General features: G+C 72.8%; 15 protein-coding genes. 12 read left to right on the plus strand and 3 right to left on the minus strand.

What is annotated here, in order from left to right; translation table 11 throughout:
* The first annotated feature begins 90 nt into the window (after positions 1-90).
* From KSED_RS01970 to KSED_RS01980, 3 genes are read left to right on the plus strand one after another with little or no spacing between them, the layout of a single operon-like run.
* Entirely contained in the window at positions 91-897 is an 807-nt protein-coding gene (locus tag KSED_RS01970) for a (Fe-S)-binding protein (RefSeq protein WP_081439734.1), read from the plus strand.
* A complete protein-coding gene (locus KSED_RS01975; protein WP_012801901.1) occupies positions 894-2,375 on the plus strand; it encodes a lactate utilization protein B in 1,482 nt (493 codons plus the stop codon). Before KSED_RS01970 ends, KSED_RS01975 begins: the two co-directional genes overlap by 4 nt.
* Positions 2,372-3,031 carry a LutC/YkgG family protein gene (locus tag KSED_RS01980; protein WP_012801902.1) on the plus strand — a complete coding sequence of 220 codons (660 nt, stop codon included), beginning with the start codon at positions 2,372-2,374 and terminating at the stop codon, positions 3,029-3,031. Before KSED_RS01975 ends, KSED_RS01980 begins: the two co-directional genes overlap by 4 nt.
* Before the next feature lie 2 nt (positions 3,032-3,033).
* On the opposite strand, the gene KSED_RS01985 is transcribed toward KSED_RS01980, so the two are convergent.
* Positions 3,034-4,017 (minus strand): P1 family peptidase, encoded by a 984-nt coding sequence (locus KSED_RS01985; RefSeq protein ID WP_041291097.1) that lies wholly within the window; start codon positions 4,015-4,017, stop codon positions 3,034-3,036.
* Between the two features lie 130 nt (positions 4,018-4,147).
* On the opposite strand from KSED_RS01985, the gene KSED_RS01990 reads away from it, so the two are divergent.
* Positions 4,148-4,351 (plus strand): hypothetical protein, encoded by a 204-nt coding sequence (locus tag KSED_RS01990; RefSeq protein WP_012801904.1) that lies wholly within the window; start codon positions 4,148-4,150, stop codon positions 4,349-4,351.
* A gap of 40 nt (positions 4,352-4,391) precedes the next feature.
* Here KSED_RS01990 and KSED_RS01995 read toward each other — a convergent pair whose 3' ends face one another.
* A complete protein-coding gene (locus KSED_RS01995; protein WP_012801905.1) occupies positions 4,392-5,372 on the minus strand; it encodes an NAD(P)H-quinone oxidoreductase in 981 nt (326 codons plus the stop codon).
* A 159-nt stretch (positions 5,373-5,531) separates the two neighbouring features.
* On the opposite strand from KSED_RS01995, the gene KSED_RS02000 reads away from it, so the two are divergent.
* The 3 genes from KSED_RS02000 (at position 5,532) to KSED_RS02010 (ending at position 8,860) form a co-directional block, all read left to right on the plus strand.
* Positions 5,532-6,113 (plus strand): copper chaperone PCu(A)C, encoded by a 582-nt coding sequence (locus KSED_RS02000; RefSeq protein WP_012801906.1) that lies wholly within the window; start codon positions 5,532-5,534, stop codon positions 6,111-6,113.
* Between the two features lie 8 nt (positions 6,114-6,121).
* Entirely contained in the window at positions 6,122-7,435 is a 1,314-nt protein-coding gene (locus KSED_RS02005; protein ID WP_198479775.1) for a Dyp-type peroxidase, read from the plus strand.
* 246 nt (positions 7,436-7,681) lie between these two features.
* Positions 7,682-8,860, plus strand: coding sequence for a S1 family peptidase (locus tag KSED_RS02010; protein WP_012801908.1), 1,179 nt, complete (start codon positions 7,682-7,684; stop codon positions 8,858-8,860).
* Between the two features lie 98 nt (positions 8,861-8,958).
* Here KSED_RS02010 and KSED_RS02015 read toward each other — a convergent pair whose 3' ends face one another.
* Complete coding sequence (locus KSED_RS02015) at positions 8,959-9,708, minus strand: IclR family transcriptional regulator (RefSeq protein ID WP_012801909.1); 750 nt, start codon at positions 9,706-9,708, stop codon at positions 8,959-8,961.
* A gap of 68 nt (positions 9,709-9,776) precedes the next feature.
* On the opposite strand from KSED_RS02015, the gene putP reads away from it, so the two are divergent.
* The 5 genes from putP (at position 9,777) to nrfD (ending at position 18,964) form a co-directional block, all read left to right on the plus strand.
* A complete protein-coding gene (gene putP / locus KSED_RS02020; RefSeq protein WP_012801910.1) occupies positions 9,777-11,276 on the plus strand; it encodes a sodium/proline symporter PutP in 1,500 nt (499 codons plus the stop codon).
* Between the two features lie 103 nt (positions 11,277-11,379).
* On the plus strand, positions 11,380-13,014 hold the full coding sequence (gene hutH / locus KSED_RS02025; protein ID WP_012801911.1) for a histidine ammonia-lyase: 1,635 nt from the start codon (positions 11,380-11,382) through the stop codon (positions 13,012-13,014).
* Between the two features lie 147 nt (positions 13,015-13,161).
* Complete coding sequence (gene fdh, locus KSED_RS02035) at positions 13,162-16,557, plus strand: formate dehydrogenase (protein ID WP_172465369.1); 3,396 nt, start codon at positions 13,162-13,164, stop codon at positions 16,555-16,557.
* Positions 16,554-17,729 (plus strand): 4Fe-4S dicluster domain-containing protein, encoded by a 1,176-nt coding sequence (locus KSED_RS02040; RefSeq protein ID WP_012801914.1) that lies wholly within the window; start codon positions 16,554-16,556, stop codon positions 17,727-17,729. Before fdh ends, KSED_RS02040 begins: the two co-directional genes overlap by 4 nt.
* Entirely contained in the window at positions 17,726-18,964 is a 1,239-nt protein-coding gene (gene nrfD, locus KSED_RS02045; RefSeq protein WP_012801915.1) for an NrfD/PsrC family molybdoenzyme membrane anchor subunit, read from the plus strand. Before KSED_RS02040 ends, nrfD begins: the two co-directional genes overlap by 4 nt.
* Positions 18,965-19,001: the final 37 nt, after the last annotated feature.

Here is a 19,001-nt window from a genome sequence, read left to right on the forward strand (position 1 = left end):
GGAGATCCTGCGCAAGGTGCTGCCCTGGAGCATCGGTACGCTGGTGATGGTCTGCCTCATCGTGGGCCTGCAGGCCACCGTGCTGGAAGGATGGATGCCGTGACGACCGCACAGATCGAGGGCGCTGCAGGCGCCTCCCTCCCCCCCTCCCGCCCCCGCCGGGTGGCCCTGTTCGCCACCTGCTTCAACGACACCATGTGGCCCGAGGCGCCCAAGGCCACGGTCCGCCTGCTGGAGCGTCTTGGGGTGCAGGTCGACTTCCCGATGGAGCAGACCTGCTGCGGCCAGATGTTCACCAACACCGGGTACGGGCCGCGGGCCGCCGGACTGGTGCGCTCCTTCATCGACACCTTCGGTGACTACGACGCGGTGGTGGCCCCCTCGGGCTCCTGCGTGGGCTCGGTGCGCCACCAGCACACCGGCATCGCCCGCGCCGTGGGGGACACCGGCCTGGAGCGCGATGCCGCCGCGCTGGCCCCGCGCGTGCACGAGCTCTCGGAGTTCCTCGTCGACGTGCTGGGGGTCACCGATGTGGGGGCCTTCTTCCCGCACTCGGTGACCTACCACCCCACCTGCCACTCACTGCGGATGCTGCGCGTCGGCGACCGCCCCTTGCAGCTGCTCCGGGCGGTGCGCGGTATCGACCTGCGCGAGCTGCCGGGGGCGCAGGAGTGCTGCGGCTTCGGCGGCACCTTCGCCGTGAAGAACTCCGACGTCTCGGTGGCGATGGGGGCCGAGAAGGCCCGGCAGGTGACGGCCACCGGCGCCGAGGTCGTGGTGGCCGGGGACAACTCGTGCCTGGCCCAGATCGGCGGAGTGCTCGGCCGGCAGCGGTCCGGCGTGCGCACCCTGCACCTGGCCGAGGTGCTCGCATCCACCCAGGAGGACCCGGCATGACCACCATTCCCGGACCGGTCCAGCAGACCTCGCCCACCTTCCTGGGTATGCCTCCCTTCCCGGAAGCGGCCCGCGAGGCGCTGGGCAAGAGCACGCAGCGGCGCAACCTGCACCACGCCACCCACACCATCCGCGCCAAGCGGGCCGCCGTGGTCGGTGAGGTCGACCAGTGGGAGCAGCTCCGACTGGCCGGGGAGGCCACCAAGGACGAGGCGCTGCGCCACCTGCCGCACTATCTCGAGCAGCTCGAGGAGCGGCTGACCGCCCGTGGGGCCACCGTGCACTGGGCCCGCGACGCTGCCGAGGCGAACCGCATCGTCATCGACATCGCCCGGGCCAAGGGAGCCGAGGAGGTGGTGAAGGTCAAGTCGATGGCCACCCAGGAGATCGAGCTGAACGAGGCCCTGGAGGGCGCGGGCATCCACGCCTGGGAGACCGACCTGGCCGAGCTCATCGTGCAACTCGGCGGTGACCTGCCCAGCCACATCCTGGTGCCGGCGATCCACCGCAACCGCAGCGAGGTGCGGGACATCTTCCGCGCCGAGATGGGCCGGGTGGGCCGCCCGGCGCCGGCGGACCTCACCGACGAACCCGCCCGCCTGGCCGAGGCGGCCCGGTTGCACCTGCGCGAGAAGTTCCTGCGCGCCAAGGTCGCGGTCTCCGGGGCCAACTTCGCCGTGGCCGAGACCGGCAGCCTGGTGGTGGTGGAGTCCGAGGGCAACGGCCGGATGTGCCTGACCCTGCCCGAGACCCTGGTCTCGGTGGTCGGCATCGAGAAGGTGCTGCCCCGCTGGGAGGACCTGGAGTCGATGCTGCAGCTGCTGCCGCGTTCGAGCACCGGCGAGCGGATGAACCCGTACACCACCGTCTGGAGCGGGGTGCACCCCGGCGACGGGCCGCAGGAGGTGCACGTGGTGCTGCTGGACAACGGGCGGTCCCATGCCCTGGCGGACACCACCGGCCGGCAGGCGCTGCGCTGCATCCGCTGCTCGGCCTGCCTGAACGTCTGCCCGGTCTACGAGCGCACCGGTGGCCACGCCTACGGCTCGGTCTACCCCGGCCCCATCGGCGCCGTGCTCAACCCGCTGCTGCGCGGGGTGTCCTCCGAGGTGGACGCCTCCCTGCCCTACGCCTCCAGCCTGTGCGGCGCCTGCTTCGACGCCTGCCCGGTGCGCATCGACATCCCCACCCTGCTGGTGGAGGGTCGGGAGCGCTCGGTGGAGGCCGGCGGGCACCGGGTCGAGGCGGCGGCGATGAAGGCGGCCACCTGGGTGATGTCCGACCACCGCCGGTTGGAGGCTGCTCAACGGGCCGCCACCACCGTGGGTCGACTGCGGGGTGACCGCCCGTTCCGGGCGCTGCCCGGCCTCGGCGCGTGGACCGGGGCGCGGGACCTTCCGGCGCCACCCGCGGAGACCTTCCGCCAGTGGTGGGCCCGTGAGCACGGTGACGACACGACCGAGAAAGGCGAGCGATGAGCGCCCGCAGCGAGATCCTGGACCGACTGCGCGGCGCGCTCGCCGACGTGGACGGTGCCCCCGACCCGCAGGTCGGGCACCGCACCATGCCCACCACCATGCAGGGTGCCGGGCTGCCTGCCGAGGGGGTGCTGGAGCGCTTCACCGAGATGGTGCGCGACTACCGGGCCACCGTGCAGTCCGTCACCTCCGCCGACCTGCCGCGGGCTGTGGCTGGCGCCCTGCAGGTGGCCGGGTGCTCCTCGGTGGTCGTCCCCACCGGCCTCGATGACCGGTGGCTGTCCGAGGTGCGCCACGGGCCGATGCGGGTGGTCGCCGAGCAGGAGGTCGACACCGCGGGGCTGGACGGGGTGGATGCGGTGGTCACCGCCGCGGCAGTCGGCATCGCCACGACCGGGACGATCGTGCTTGACCATGGCCCGGACCAGGGGCGCCGCGCGTTGAGCTTGGTGCCGGACACCCACGTCTGCGTGGTCCGCGCCGAGCAGGTGGTGGCCGATGTGCCGCAGGCCGTGGCTCGCCTGCACCCCGAGGCGGAGGCTGCCCAGCCGCAGACGTGGATCAGCGGTCCGAGTGCGACCAGCGACATCGAGCTGGAGCGGGTGGAGGGAGTCCACGGGCCCCGCACCCTGATGGTGCTGCTGGTCACCGACTGAGCTCAGCCGTGCCGGCGGGAGACCCCGTCGGCGATCGCGGCAGCCAAGGCCGTGGCTGCCGCCTGCTGGGCGGCGAGCAGCACCCCGGTGGCGGCCGCCGGGTCGTCCGGCAGCGGCCGCTCCCCGGTGGCCAGCCCGAACACCACGTCACCGTCCACCAGGCTGTGCACCGGGTCCAGGGCGCGGGCCATTCCGGCGTGTGCCGCGCGGCACAGGGCCTCGGTCTGGGCCACGGTGAGCGCCAGGTCCGTCGCGACGACGGCGAGCGTCGTGTTCGTGCCGGGCGTGCCCGTCCCGGGCGCGCCCTGGGCCGGGGCGCCGGGCGCGGTGGGGGCGCTGCCGATCACGCCGGTCGCCTCGACGGGGTCGCACAGCTCGGCGGGGTCGATGCCGAGCGGGGTGCCGTGGGCGTTCACCACGGCCAGTGCCCCCACCACTGCGCCGTCGAGCCGCGCCGAGGCGGTGCCCACCCCGCCGGGCCGGGTCGCCCCCATCACCCGGGCGCCGGTGCCGGCGCCCACCCGGCCGCGGGCGACGTCAGCGTGCTCTGCGCTGGCTGCCGCAGCCTCGGCGGCGGCGCGCCCCATCGCCGCGTCCGGGCGGGTGGGGTGCCCGGCATCGTCCCGGTTCCCGCCACCCCGAGCTAGGTCGTACAGCGCCGCGCCGGGCACGATCGGCACCAGTCCACCGGGTGTCGGGAAGCCGCGTCCGGCCTCCTCGCACCAGAGCTGCACGCCGGTGACCGAGGCCAGGCCGAAGGCGGAGCCGCCGGTGAGCACCACCGCATCGACCGTGGGGACCAGCGATGCGGGGGCCAGGGCGTCGGTCTCGTGCGTGGCCGGCCCGCCGCCGCGGACGTCGACCGCGCCCACCGTGCCGGGCGGGGGGAGCACGACGGTGGTGCCGGTGCACCACCCGTCGTCGGTGCGCTGGGCGTGGCCGACCCGCAGGCCGGGGACATCGGTGATGCTGCCGGGGGAGGTCATGGGGCGCAGGGTAGGGGGTGGGGTGTCCTGGACCTCGGGTGGTGCGTCGGTCCGCTGGCCCACCGGGTGAACATCTGGCGAACACTGGGCTGGGGTGCTGCGAGGCTCTTGACACACACGGTGAGGCCTGATGGCGATGCGCCCCCACACACGGCGTCATCACACACACGGGGAGAACATCGTTGCGGCATGGCTGTTCGCATACGTCGGGGGCACCGCGGACTACACGCAGCAGAACTACGTGGAGGTCACGGTGGTTTCGCTGCTGACCGCAGGGCTGTGTGTGGCGGTCATGATGGGAACGCTGCTGTGGCAGCGGCGCCGGGCGGACTGAGCACGGTGTCGGGGTTGGCTGCGCCGCCCCCGACATCGCCTCACCCCACCCGCAGCACCACCTTGCCCACGTGCTGCGACTCCTTGAGCAGCTGGTGCGCCTCCTGCGCCTTCTCCCACGGCAGCACCTCCTGCACCACGGGGCGGATCTCGCCGGACTCCACACGGGGCCAGACGTTCTCCCGCACCGCCGCCACGATCCGGGCCTTGTCCGCTCGGTCCCGTCCCCGCAGCGCGGTGGCCTGCACGCTCAGGCGGCGCTGCAGCATCAGGCCCAGGTTGATCTCGCCCTCGCGCCCGCCCATGAGACCGATGATGACCAGCCGCCCGTCCTTCGCCAGCGCCTGCAGGTTGCGGTCCAAGTAGTCGGCGCCGATGAGGTCGAGGATGACGTCCACCCCGTCCTCGGTGTTCTCTCCGACCGCCTCGAGGAAGTCGGTCTCCTGGTAGTTCACCAGGACGTCGGCGCCCAACTCGGCACAACGCTGCAGCTTCTCCTGCGACCCGGCGGTGACGATGACGCGGGCGCCCAGGGCCTTGGCCACCTGGATGCCCATGGTGCCGATGCCCGACGAACCACCGTGCAGCAGGACGGTCTCCCCGGCGGCCAGGTGCCCCGCATCGACGAGGTTGGACCACACGGTGCAGGCGACCTCGGGCAGCGAGGCGGCCGTCTGCAGGTCCACCCCCGCCGGCACCGGCAGCAGCTGTCCGGCCGACACGGCCACCTTCTCGGCGTACCCACCGCCGGCCAGGAGGGCGCACACCTCGTCGCCCACCTGCCAGTCACCGGTGTCGCCGGCGCCCAGGGCGGCGATGCGGCCACTCACCTCGAGGCCGATCAGCTCGCTCTCGCCGGGGGGCGGCGGGTACTTCCCGGACGCCTGGACGAGGTCGGCCCGGTTGACGCCGGCGGCCGCCACCTCCACGAGGACCTCGCCCTCGCCGGGGGTGGGGTCCTCGACCTCGGACAGGGTCAGGACCGGCTTCTCGCCGGAGTTGTCGATCACGATGGCGCGCACAGTGCCTCCTCGATGGGGTGTGCCCCGACCCTAGTGAGTTGCCGGCGGCACGGCGCGAGGAAGGGTGACAGAACAACTACGCGGCGTCGTAGAACTTGGTAGCCTCGGCGTCCTCGTGCGGCAGGTGGCCGCACCCGCACCCTCTCCGTGGAGGAAACCATGTACCGTCGCCTCATCGCCCTGGCAGCCACCGGGCTGCTGTTCGTCACCGCCTGCTCACAGGACGGGGCCTCCGACGGCGAGGGCAGCAGCTCGGATGCGGTGACCAGTTCCGATGCGGCGACCAGCTCGGGCCCGGCCTCGGGTTCGCAGGACCCGTCGACCCAGTCCCCGCCCCCGCCGGGCGCGGTCGGCCTGTACGACGGCTGGGTGAAGGCCACCGAGAAGGACATGACGGCCGTCTTCGGGCGCCTGCAGAACCCGCTTCCGGTGGACGTGACCTTCGTGAGCGGTTCCACGGACGTGGCGGAGTCGGTCGAGCTCCACGAGGTCGCCGGTGGGTCCATGCAGCCCGTTGAGGGCGGCATGACCGTTCCCCGGGGTGAGGTCCTGGAGCTCGAGCCCGGCGGCCTCCACATCATGCTGATGGGGGTCAAGAAGCCGATCGTCGCCGGTGACGAGGTGGTCATCACCCTCGAGGACGCCGACGGCAAGACCTACGCGCTCACCGCCCAGGCCCGCACCTTCGACGGCGGGGACGAGGACTACGCGGGTGGCGACGGCCACTCGCACAGCCACTGATGGCCCCCGTGGACGACGCACCGCAGGGCCCCGGGGCCACCAGCCGCCAGCTGTTGGGTGGTGCCGCGATAGCGGCCGGCGGGGGACTGCTCGGCGTCCTCGGGGCCCGGGCCACGGCGGGTCCGGTCCCGACGGCGGCGGGCGGGGGCACCGCATCGGGCCCGGGGGCGGGTGCGACGGGCATCGCGCAGCTGGACGAGCTGGTGGAGCCCGGCCGACGCTCGGTGCTTCCGGCCGACCCGGACGCGCCCTCACCCGAGGCCGGCGCCACCGAGGTGGGCCGCACCGTCATCGACCCACGCGGCCACACCCAGGCGGGCGTGCTGACCACGCCGCCGGCGCACGGGCTCTGGGTGGCCCTCGACCTGGTCGACGGTGGCCGCGAGACCCTGCGCCGGGTGATGCGGCTCTGGACCGACTCCATCGACCGCCTGACCTCCGGCCGTGGCACCCTCACGGACACCGAGCCGGAGCTGGCGGCGCTGCCGGCCTCGCTCACGGTGACCGTCGGGTGGGGGCTGGGTGCCTACCTCGCGGCCGGCCTCGATGCGGAGCGTCCGGCCTGGCTCCGCCCGCTGCCCCCGATGTCCTTCGACGAGCTCGACCCGGCCTGGGGCGACGGTGAGCTGCTGCTCCAGGTGTGGGCCGACGACCCGCTGACAGTGCGCCACGCCGCGCGGCAGCTGACCGAGGACGTCCGCGACCTCGCGATGGTCCGCTGGCGGCAGGCGGGTTACCGTCACGCGGTGGGCACCTCGCGCCCCGGGGCACCGATGCGGAACCTCTTCGGCCAGGTGGACGGCACCGGCAACCCGCCCCCGCTCGACGCCCAGCAGCTGGTGCACCGCGAGGACGGGTCGGCCGCGATGGTGGTGCGGCGGGTGCGCTTCTCGATGGGGGGCTGGGAGCAGGCTGCGCGGGCGCAGCGGGAGGCCGCGATCGGACGGCAGCTACGGTCGGGAGCGCCGCTGACGGGCCAGCAGGAGTCCGACCCGGTGGACCTGGGCGCCACCGACGCCTCGGGGCAGCCGGTTGTCGCCGCGGACGCCCACGTGCGGCGGGCCCAGGACGGCCACGCCCGCCACCGCTTCCTGCGCCGGCCGTACAACTACGACGACGCCCCGGGGGACGCCGGGCAGGTGTTCGTGGCCTTCTGCCAGGACGTCGACGAGCAGTTCCTCCCCATTCTGCGGCGGCTCAGCGAGTCCGACGCGATGAACGAGTGGCTCACGCACGTGGGCTCGGCGGTGTTCCACGTGCTGCCGGGGGTGCCCTCGGGGGCGGGGCGGGCCTACCTGGGGTCCCACCTGCTGGAACGGTGAGTCCTGACGCCGGCGCTCCTGGTACCTCGTGCTCCACACCGGCCCAGCTCGGGTGACTTGATTCACACTGCGACAGTCCATCTCAAGACGTGGTCAAGGGAACCTCGGGGCTCTGTCTCACGTTGTGCAAGAACCCGGCCACACGGTTCCCAGTGCGCCGGGGGTGTGTGCATGGTCGTGCAGTCCCATTACGGGACACCGCATCCCGAATGGGACGCCAACGATTGCGACTGTGAGGAGTCGACCGTGAAGCGCACTTCGATGATGACCGCCCTGGCTGGGGTCGCTGCCCTGTCCCTGGGGACCGGCATGGCCGCCGGAGCCGCCCCTGCTGGTTCGAGTGGGGAGGCCGCCGTCACCCAGCACGACGCCCTCACGGCGTACGTGACCCAGAGCCAGGACCTCTCCTGGGACGAGGCGGAGAAGTACCTGGAGGCGAAGGCCGAGAAGGCCGCCGTCCTCGACGAGCTGGACGCCCAGGGCAAGGCCATCGAGGGTGCCTACTTCGACGGCGCGGAGCTCACCGTCATCACGAACGACGCCGCGACGGCCACGGCCGCGAAGGCGAGGGGCATCACCGTGAAGCAGGGCGCCGGTCAGGCCGAGCTGACCCAGGTGGCCGACCGCGCTGCCGCCCTCATGGAGGCCGACGGCGGCATCCAGAGCGTGGGCCCGGACCTGAAGTCGGGCACCGTCAAGGTGCGCGTGGGTGCCGACGCCGAGCAGGCCACCCTCGACAAGCTCGCCGCCATGGACGGCGTCCAGGTGGTGAGGGGCGACGCGCAGGGTCTGACCACCCACGCCGACGTCATCCCCGGCCAGATCATGGACCTCGAGCCCGGCACCAACTGCTCGCTCGGCTTCCCGGGCATGAAGGGCAGCGACAACGTGATGCTGACCGCGGGCCACTGCGTGGAGGGCATGCCCGACGTGCTCAACGCGCAGGGTGAGCACCTCGGCAAGGGCGTGGAGAGCGAGTTCGCCACCGGCCAGCCGTCCGTGGACATGGGCCTGATGGACATCGACGAGGCCAACACTGGCCAGCCGTTCGTCGACACCCGCGGCCACTCCGGCAGCATCGACGTCACCGGTGCGAGCAAGGCCCCGGTCGGCACCGAGATCTGCAAGGCCGGCAACACCACCGGGTGGACCTGTGGCGAGATCCAGGGCTACGACCAGACCGTGGACTACGGCGGCACCGTGACCTCCGGCCTGGCCGAGGCGACGGTCTGCACCGAGGGTGGTGACTCCGGCGGCGCCTACATCTCCGGCACGGTCGCCCAGGGCATGACCTCCGGTGGCCCGATCAGCGCCGAGTGCGGCTGGAACCAGGGTGAGGCCGCTGGCTCCTACAGCTTCTACCAGCCCGTGGTGGACGCTGCCGAGCACTACGGCGTCACGCTGACCACCGTCAACAACTGGTGATCACCCGCACCTGCTGAACGCCGCACGCAGGACGCCCCCCATCAGCGCCGAAGGGGGGCGTCCTGCGTGTCCGTCCGGCCCGATGGGGTGCGCCTCGTTCAGCGCAGGCGGCGCTCCACGTCCTCGGCCGCTGCACGCACGGCGGCCTCCAGGGCGGTGACCTCCGCCGGCTCGGTCCGGGCGTGCTCGAAGGTCACCGCGACGGCAGCCACCGGGTGGCCGGAGGCGTCGGCCACCGCGACGGACACCGAGGCCAGGCCCGCCGTCACGGTGTCCCGCTCCCGGGCGATCCCGTCGGCCCGAACCGCCACCAGCGCCCGCCGCAGGGCCTGTGGGGTGTCGGGCGCCCGGTGCGGGTGGTCGCCGCGGGAGGCGACGAAGCTCCCCGCATCGGGGAAGAGGGCGCGCACCTGCTCGCGGGGGAGGGCAGCCAGCACGGCCAGGCCGCTGGCGGTCCACGGGGCGGGGATGCGCACGCCCACGTCGGTCACCAGGGACGGGCGCCGGGGGGCCCGCTCCTCGGCGAGGTACAGCACGTCGGTGCCGTGCAGCACGGCCAGGTGGGCGTTCTGCTGCACCTCGTCCACGAGCCGCCGCACCACGGGTCGACCGAGGCGCTGCAACGACTCCTGCCGTGAGTAGGCGAAGCCCAGCTCGAAGGCGGCCAGCCCCAGCATCCACTGCTGCTCCTCGGGCAGGTGGGTGACGAAGCCGGTCTCGCGCAGGTCGGCCAGTGCCCGGTAGAGGGACGCCCGCGGGATGCCGGTCTCCCGCGCCAGGTGCCCCGCGGCGACCGGCCCGCGGTGGCGGGCCAGGGCGCGGAGCACGAGCAGGGTGGGGTGGGGCACGGGGACGAGCCTGCCACGCCCCACAATGGGGGTTTGCCTTCTCGCCACCACACACAGAAAGGGGACTCGTGAGCGACCCCACCTGGCAACTGATCGCCATCGTCCTGTACTTCGCCGCCATGGTCGGCATCGGCGTCTGGTCCTTCACCCGCACCGGCGACAAGGGGGACTACATGCTCGGAGGGCGCGGCCTGGGCCCGGTGGCCTCCGCCCTGTCCGCCGGCGCCTCCGACATGTCCGGCTGGCTCCTGATGGGGCTGCCCGGCGCCCTGTACCTCTCGGGCCTGGTCGAGCTCTGGATCGCCATCGGCCTGACGGCCGGCGCCTGGCTGAACTGGAAGTTCATCGCCCCGCGGCTGCGCACCTACACGGAGGTGGCCGACGACGCCATCACCGTGCCCAGCTTCTTCAGCAACCGCACCGACGACCACGCCGGGCTGCTGCGCATCACCGCCGGTGTCATCATCCTGGTCTTCTTCACCTTCTACGTGTCCTCGGGCATGGTCGCCGGAGGGCGCTTCTTCCAGGCCAGCTTCGACACCAGCTACACCACCGGCATGCTGGTCGTCTCCGGCATCGTCATCCTCTACACCCTGATCGGCGGCTTCCTCGCGGTGTCCTACACCGACGTGGTGCAGGGCCTGATGATGCTGGCAGCCCTGATCCTCGTGCCGATCGCCGGTGTGGTGCACCTGGGGGGTCTCGGTGACACGGTGGACGCGATCCGCTCGGTCGACGCGCACGCCCTGAGCCTGTTCGGCGGGGGCCTGACCACGATGGCCTTCATCTCGGCCGTGGCGTGGGGCCTGGGCTACCCGGGCCAGCCGCACATCATCACCCGCTTCATGGCGCTGCGGTCGCCGCGGCAGGCCCGGTCGGCACGCCGCATCGGCGTGGGCTGGATGGCGCTGGCCTGCCTGGGCGCCGCGGCCACCGCGCTGGTGGGCATCGGCGTCTTCCAGCGCGAGAGCGAGCAGCTCACGGACCCGGAGACCGTCTTCATCGACCTGGGTGTCCTGCTGTTCCACCCGTTCGTCGCCGGCCTGATGCTGGCCGCCATCCTCGCGGCGATCATGTCCACCATCTCCAGCCAGCTCATCGTCTCAAGCTCGGCGCTGGTGGAGGACATCTACCTCGGGATCACGGGCAAGGAGCTGCGCGGCAACATCGGCGCCCACCTGGGCCGGGTCGCGGTGCTGGTGATCGCGCTGGTGGCCGGTGCCCTGTCGCTCAACCCGAGCGACACGATCCTGGACCTCGTGGCCTTCGCGTGGGCAGGCTTCGGTGCCTCCTTCGGGCCGATCGTGATCCTCGCCCTGTACTGGCGGCGCCTCACCACCCTGGGCGCGCTAGCCGGCATGGTCACCGGTGCGGTGGTCTCGTTCGGCTGGGGCCAGCTCGAGGGTGGGCTGTTCGACCTCTACGAGATCGTGCCCGGCTTCGCGCTGAACCTCCTGGTGACCGTCGTGGTCTCGCTGCTGACCCGGCAGCCCGGCCCGGAGGTGCGGGCCGAGTTCGACGAGGCCGTCCGGCGGGCCGAGGCGCAGGAGGAGACCGTTCCGGCCTGATCCGCAGGGGACAGGCGCGGGGCTCGCGCCTGTCCCACATCTGAGACGCCACCGGTGGCCGCACGCTGGCCCCGGTGGCGTCCCGCGTTGTGGAATGTGCGGTATGACGCCGATCGCCAACCCCGCGCCCTCCGTTCCCGAGACCGTGGTCGTCACGCCCGCCCCGCTGACGCCCGCCGAGGTCATCGCCGTGGCCCGCCACGACGCCACCGTGGAGCTGGGCGACGAGGCGCTGGCCGCCATCCGCACCGCCCGCGAGCGGGTGGACGCGCTGGCCGACGACAGCACGCCCCACTACGGCATCTCCACCGGTTTCGGCGCGCTGGCGAACACCTCCATCCCCACCGAGAAGCGCTCCCGGCTGCAGGTGGGCCTCGTGCGCAGCCACGCCGCATCGAGCGGTCCGGAGGTGGAGCGGGAGGTCGTGCGCGCCACCATGCTGCTGCGCCTGCACACCCTGGCCACGGGCCACACGGGCGTCGCGGAGGAGACCGCCCGCACCTACGCCGCGCTGCTCAACGCTGGCATCACCCCCGCCGTGCGCGAGTACGGCTCGCTGGGCTGCTCGGGTGACCTCGCGCCGCTGGCGCACTGCGCCCTGGCCGCGATGGGGGAGGGAGAGGTGCACGTGGGCACCGCCGCCGAGGTGGACGCCTCGGGGGTGGCCTCCACGCCGCTGGTGCGCGCGGGCGAGGCGCTGGCCGCGGCCGGCATCGAGCCGGTGGTCCTGCGCGAGAAGGAGGGCCTGGCCCTCATCAACGGCACCGACGGCATGCTCGGCATGCTCCTCATGGGGCTGGCCGACCTGCGCCACCTCTCCCGGGTGGCCGACCTGACCGCCGCCATGAGCATCGAGGGCCTGCTCGGGACTGATGCGGTGTTCGCCCCCGAGCTGCACGCCCTGCGCCCGCAGGCCGGGCAGGCCGACTCGGCGGCCAACCTGCGCACGCTGCTGGCCGGCTCCGGCATCGTCGCCTCCCACAAGGAGGACTGCTCGCTGGTGCAGGATGCCTACTCGCTGCGCTGCACCCCGCAGGTGCTCGGCGGCCTGCGCGACACCCTGGCCCACGCCGAGCAGGTGGCCGCGGCCGAGCTCGCCAGCGCGGTGGACAACCCGGCGGTGCTCGACGACGGCCGGGTGGAGTCCAACGGCAACTTCCACGGCGCGCCGCTGGCCTACGTGCTCGACTTCCTGGCCATCCCGGCGGCCGATGCGGCGAGCATGGCCGAGCGCCGCACCGACCGCTTCTGCGACCCGGCCCGCAACAACGGCCTGAAGGCCTTCCTCGCCGACGACCCGGGGACGGACTCCGGCCACATGATCGCCCAGTACACGCAGGCCGCGATCGTCAGCGAGATGAAGCGCCTGGCGGTGCCGGCGAGCGTCGACTCCATCCCGTCCTCGGCGATGCAGGAGGACCACGTCTCGATGGGGTGGTCGGCCGCCCGCAAGCTGCGCCGCTCGGTGGACGGGTTGCGCCGGGTGCTGGCCATCGAGCTGCTCACCGCCGCCCGCGGCATCGACCTGCGCTGTGCCGGCGAGGGCGACCAGGGCGGTGCGGGGGAGGCCCTGACGCCGTCGCCGGCCACCGGTGCGGTGATCGCCGCCCTGCGCGAGACGGTGCAGGGCCCCGGTGAGGACCGCTACCTGTCGCCGGAGATCGAGGCGACCGTCGACCTCATCGCCTCCGGGCGCGCGCTGGCGGCGGCCGAGGGGGTCACCGGCCCGCTGCGCTGAGGGGGGGATCTGTGGCAGGCCGCCCGGCCGGTGGGGCCGGTGCGGGGGCCAGCCGGGCGCGTCCCTCTGGCGAACGGGCCTCCCGGGTGGCATGCTGAGGCCTGCGTCACCTCCCGGCGGCGCACGGACCACGGCGAAGGAGCCAGCATGGGCATCACACCGCTGAACTGGCCCGTCGTGCGCCAGCTGCGCCAGGGGGACCTGCTGGGGCGGGGGAGGTCCGTCACCAGCAAGGCCACCCGTGAGGTGACCGCCCGCACCACCACCGCCGACCGCGTCGTGCAGAGCGTGTGCCCCTACTGCGCCGTCGGCTGTGGGCAGAAGGTGTTCGTCAAGGACGAGCAGGTCGTGCAGATCGAGGGCGATCCGGACAGCCCCATCAGCCGCGGGCGCCTGTGCCCGAAGGGCGCGGCCAGTGAGCAGCTCGTGAACAGCCCCACCCGCATCACCGAGGTGATGTACCGGCGTCCCGGCGGCACCGAGTGGGAGTCGCTCGACCGGGACACCGCGCTGCAGATGATCGCCGACCGCTTCTTGGAGACCCGGGCCAAGCACTGGCAGGAGTTCGACGAGAAGGGCAACCGGCTGCGTCGCACCATGGGCATCGCTGCCCTGGGTGGGGCGACGCTGGACAACGAGGAGAACTACCTCATCAAGAAGCTCTTCACCGCGGCCGGCGCGGTGCAGATCGAGAACCAAGCACGTATTTGACACTCCGCCACGGTCCCCGGTCTGGGGTCCTCGTTCGGGCGCGGCGGCGCAACCCAGTCCCTTCAGGACATGGCCAACGCAGACTGCATCATCATCCAAGGGTCCAACATGGCCGAGTGCCACCCGGTGGGCTTCCAGTGGGTCGGTGAGGCGAAGAAGCGCGGAGCACGCGTCATCCACGTGGACCCGCGGTTCACGCGCACGTCCGCCATCGCGGACACTCACGTGCCGATCCGGGTGGGCACCGACGTCGTCTTCCTGGGTGCGCTGATCAACCACGTCCTGAGCAACGACCTGTACTTCCACGAGTACGTCGTCAACTACACCAACGCCGCCACGCTGGTGGACGAGGACTTCCAGGACACCGAGGACCTCGACGGGCTCTTCTCCGGGTACGACCCCGAGAGCGGCTCGTACGACATGACCAGCTGGGCCTACGACGCGCGGGCCGGCGACGACGAGGTCGACGCCCCCGAGGGCGAGCGCGGCGACTCCGGCGAGCACGCCACCGAGACCGCCGAGGGCGACACGCTCGGCTCCGGTGGCGCGCCCATGGAGCACGCAAAGGTCCGCACCGACGAGACCCTGCAGCACCCGCGCACGGTGTTCCAGGTGCTCAAGCGCCACTACGCCCGGTACACCCCGGAGCTGGTGGAGGAGGTCTGCGGCATCTCCCCGGAGCAGTTCGCCGAGGTGGCCGACGCCCTGGTCTCGAACTCGGGGCGGGAGCGCACCACCTGCTTCGCCTACGCGGTCGGCTGGACCCAGCACAGCTTGGGCGCGCAATTCATCCGCACCGGCAGCATCCTGCAGCTGCTCATGGGAAATATGGGCCGCCCCGGTGGCGGGATCATGGCCCTGCGGGGGCACGCGAGCATCCAGGGCTGCACCGACATCCCGACGCTCTTCAACCTGCTGCCCGGCTACCTGCCGATGCCCTCGGCGGGCCGCCACGAGTCGCTGCAGGACTACCTCGGCAGCATCGCCAGCCCCCGCCAGAAGGGCTACTGGACCAGCGCGGACGCCTACACCGTCAACCTGCTCAAGGCGTGGTGGGGCGACGCGGCGACGCCCGAGAACGACTTCGCCTACGAGTACCTGCCCAAGATCAACGGCTCCCACGGCACCTACCAGACGGTGGTCTCACAGATCGCCGGCGACGTCGAGGGCTACTTCGTGGTGGGCCAGAACCCCGCCATCGGCTCGGCCAACGGGCGTATGCAGCGGCACGGTCTGGCCAACCTCAAGTGGCTGGTGGTGCGCGACTTCCAGCTCATCGAGACCGCCACCTTCTGGAAGGATGGCCCGGAGATCGCCTCGGGGGAGTGGCAGACCGAGGACATCGACACCGAGGTCTTCTTCCTGCCCGCGGCCACCCACGTGGAGAAGGCCGGCACGTTCACGCAAACCCAGCGGCTGCTGCAGTGGCGCCACCAGGCGGTGCGCCCGCCGGGTCAGTGCCAGAGCGAGCTGGACTTCTTCCACGAGCTCGGGGTGGTGCTGCGCGAGCGTCTGGCGGACTCCACCGACGAGCGCGACCGCCCGCTGCTCGACCTCACCTGGGACTACCCGCGTGACGAGCACGGCGAGGTTGACGGGGAGGCGGTGCTCGCCGAGATCAACGGGCGCCACCTGACCGGCGAGAAGGCCGGGCAGCCCCTGGACTCCTACCTGGAGATGCAGGCCGACGGTTCCACCGAGGGCGGCTGCTGGATCTACACCGGCGTGATGGCCGGCGGCGTCAACCACTCCGCGAACCGGGTGCCGGGCGACCAGCAGGACGAGATCGCCGCCGATTGGGGCTGGGCGTGGCCACTGAACCGCCGCATCCTGTACAACCGTGCCTCCGCCGACCCCGAGGGGCGTCCCTGGAGCGAGCGCAAGAAGCTCATCTGGTGGGACGCCGAGGCCGGGCGCTGGACGGGCCCGGACGTGCCCGACTTCCCGGTGGACCGTGACCCCGCGTTCCGCCCGAGTGCCGATGACGTGGGCGCGGCGGCGATCGCGGGGAACGACCCCTTCGTCATGCAGGCGGACGGCAAGGGTTGGCTGTACGCGCCCAAGGGCATGGTGGACGGCCCCCTGCCCTCGCACTACGAGGCGCAGGAGTCGCCGGTGGTGAACCCGGTCTACGGACAGCAGCGAAACCCCACCCGCGTGGTGCTGCCCCGGGAGGACAACCTGTTCGCGCCCAGCGGCGACGCGGCCGGCTCGGACGTGTACCCGTGCGTGTTCACCACCTACCGCCTCACCGAGCACCACACCGCCGGCGGCATGAGCCGGTGGCTGCCGTACCTCTCGGAGCTGCAGCCGTCGATGTTCTGCGAGATCTCGCCGGAGCTCGCGGCCGAGCGGGGCCTGGAGAACGGCGGGTGGGCCACCATCATCAGCCCGCGCTCCGCCATCGAGGCCCGGGTGCTGGTCACCGAGCGGGTGTCCGCGCTGCGCTCCGGTGGCAAGCGGATCCACCAGATCGGGCTGCCGTACCACTGGGGTGTCGGCGACGAGGCCGTCGTCGAGGGCGATGCCGCCAACGACCTGCTGGGCGTCGCGCTGGACCCGAACGTGCAGATCCAGGAGAGCAAGGTGGGCTCCTGCGAGATCGTGCCCGGGCGGCGTCCGCGGGGTGCGGCCCTGGCGCGGCTCGTGGACGAGTACCGGAAGCGTGCCGGCGCCGAGATGGGCGTGGGCGTCACCTCGGCCACGATCATCACCGAGCAGTCGGACGACGTGCACACCGAGGCCTACGACGAGGACCCGACCGCCGGGCAGGGGGCGTCCGGCCTGGGCGGCCCCGCCGAGGACGAGACAGCTGCCGAGGGAGACCGATGACCAGCCTGCGCGACCAGTTCTCCGGGCCCACCGACCCGGCGGCCGACGCCGGGTGGGAGCCGCAACCGCGCAAGGGCTTCTTCACCGACACGTCGATCTGCATCGGGTGCAAGGCGTGCGAGGTGGCGTGCAAGGAGTGGAACGCGCTGCCGCTGGACTCCATGGAGTTCACGGGCAACTCCTACGACAACACCAACTCGCTGGGGGCCAGCACGTGGCGCCACGTCGCCTTCATCGAGCAGGGGGCCGATGAGGTGGCGGCCGCTCGTGAGTCCGGCCGCCGGTTGGTGGACCTCGGCCTGCCGGGGGTGGGCAGTGGGCAGGACGTGGGTGCGGGTCAGGCGCCGAGCGTGCCGGCGGACGGTGCTGCCGGGTGCGGCGCGGGGGGCGGGTGCGGGTGCGCCTCGGGCGGCCAGGCCGGCCAGGGCGGCCAGGGCGGACAGGGCGGAGTCACCCCGTCCGGGGGGACCGGCCCGTCCGGGGAGTCGATGAACCCCATCACCGACCTGCTGACGGCCCAGACCGAGGCGGAGAAGGCGCGGGCGATGGGGACGGTCCCTGACTTCCGGTGGCTGATGTCCTCGGACGTCTGCAAGCACTGCACCCACGCGGGCTGCCTGGACGTGTGCCCCACCGGCGCGCTCTTCCGCAGCGAGTTCGGCACGGTGGTGGTGCAGGCCGACATCTGCAACGGCTGCGGCTATTGCGTGGGAGCCTGCCCGTTCGGCGTGATCGAGCGGCGGACCGACGCCACCGGCGACCGCGGGCACGTGGACGGTGGCGAGGTGCCCCGCATCGGCGTGGCCCAGAAGTGCACCCTCTGCTACGACCGCTTGAGCCACGACCAGACGCCGGCCTGTGCGCAGACCTGCCCGACCACGTCGATCCAGTTCGGTGACCACGACGAGATGGTCCGCCGCGCGCATGAGCGGGTGGACCTGTTGCGCGGCAACGGATTCCCGGAGGCGCGCCTGTACGGGGCCAACGAGTTCGACGGGGTGGGCGGCACCGGGTCGGTCTTCCTGCTGCTCGACGAGCCGGAGGTGTACGGCCTGCCGCCGGACCCCATCGTGCCCACGGCCGAGCTGCCGGCCATGTTTCGCAGCGCGGTGACCGCCGCGGTCGGCCTGGTCGGGGTGGCCGCCCTGTCCTTCCTGGGGGGTCGCCGATGAGCACCAGCGAGTTCGACGCTTACTTCCCCCAGGAGTATGCGGGGCCGCGCCGTCGCCGCAGCGGTGGCCGGCGGGGCGAGGGCCGTGACGGCGGGGACGTCCGTGACGGGTCGGGCGACCGGTCCGGTCGCGGCACGGGCGACCCCGGGGGGCGCGGCTCCCGGGCCAGTGACTGGCTGACCGGCCGGGGCCGCGGGCGCGGGGAGCAGCCGGTGGTGCCGGAGCCGGAGTTCACCTCCTACTACGGCCACGCGGTGGTCAAGCCCGTGCCGTGGAAGCACGAGATCTCGATCTACCTGTTCACCGGTGGGGTCGCCGGCGGCAGCGGACTGCTGGCGGCCGGTGCCCACGCGGCCGGTCTGGACGGGTTGCGGCGCAACGCGCGCCTGACGGCCATCGTGGCCGCCGGGGTGAGCGGGGTGGCCCTCATCGCGGACCTGGGGCGGCCCGAGCGCTTCCTGAACATGCTGCGCACCGTGAAGCTCACCTCCCCGATGTCCGTGGGCACGTGGATCTTCAGCGGGTACTCATCCTTCGCCGGGCTGGCTGCCGCGATCGAGGCCGACCGGCTGCTGGGCGGCCGGCCAGCGCCTGCGCCCCGCGGCGCCTCGCCCACGTCGGGTGGGCTGCCCGTGCTCGGCCCGGTGCTCCGGCCGTTCGATGCGGTGGCCAGCGCCGGCCTGGCCCTCTTCTCCGCGCCCTTGGCCGCGTACACGGCCGTGCTGCTCAGCGACACCGCGACGCCGGTGTGGTTCGAGAGCCGGCGCCACCTGCCGTTCGTGTTCGTCTCCTCGGCGGGCATGGCCTCCGGCGGGGTGCAGCAGGTGCTGGCCGGCATGCTGGGTGGCGAGAGCCTGGCGGAGGCCGGGCCCGCCCGTCGCCTGGCCGTGGCCGGCGCCCTCGGGGACTACCTGGCCGTCGACGCGCTGGAGAAGCAGCTCGACGAGGTCGGCGTGCTCGAGCCGCTGCACCACGGTGCCGAGGGGCGCAAGATGCGGCTGTCCAAGGCCCTGACCGTGGCCGGCGGCGTGGTGACGCTGGTGGCCGGCCGGAGCCGCGCCGGCGCGGTCGTCGGTGGTCTGGCCCTGGCTGCCGCATCGGCCCTCACCCGCTTCGCGGTGGTGGAGGCCGGCATCGAGTCCGCGAAGGATCCTCGCTGGACCGTGGAGCCGCAGCGTCGCCGCCTCGAGGCCCGTCGGGCGGCCGGGCAGACCGGCGACTCCATCACCACCTGACCGGCCCCCACCGGCGCCGATGCGGGGCACACCGGCG

It is taken from the genome of Kytococcus sedentarius DSM 20547, from assembly GCF_000023925.1.
In the GTDB taxonomy this organism is placed as follows: Bacteria; Actinomycetota; Actinomycetes; order Actinomycetales; family Dermatophilaceae; genus Kytococcus; species Kytococcus sedentarius.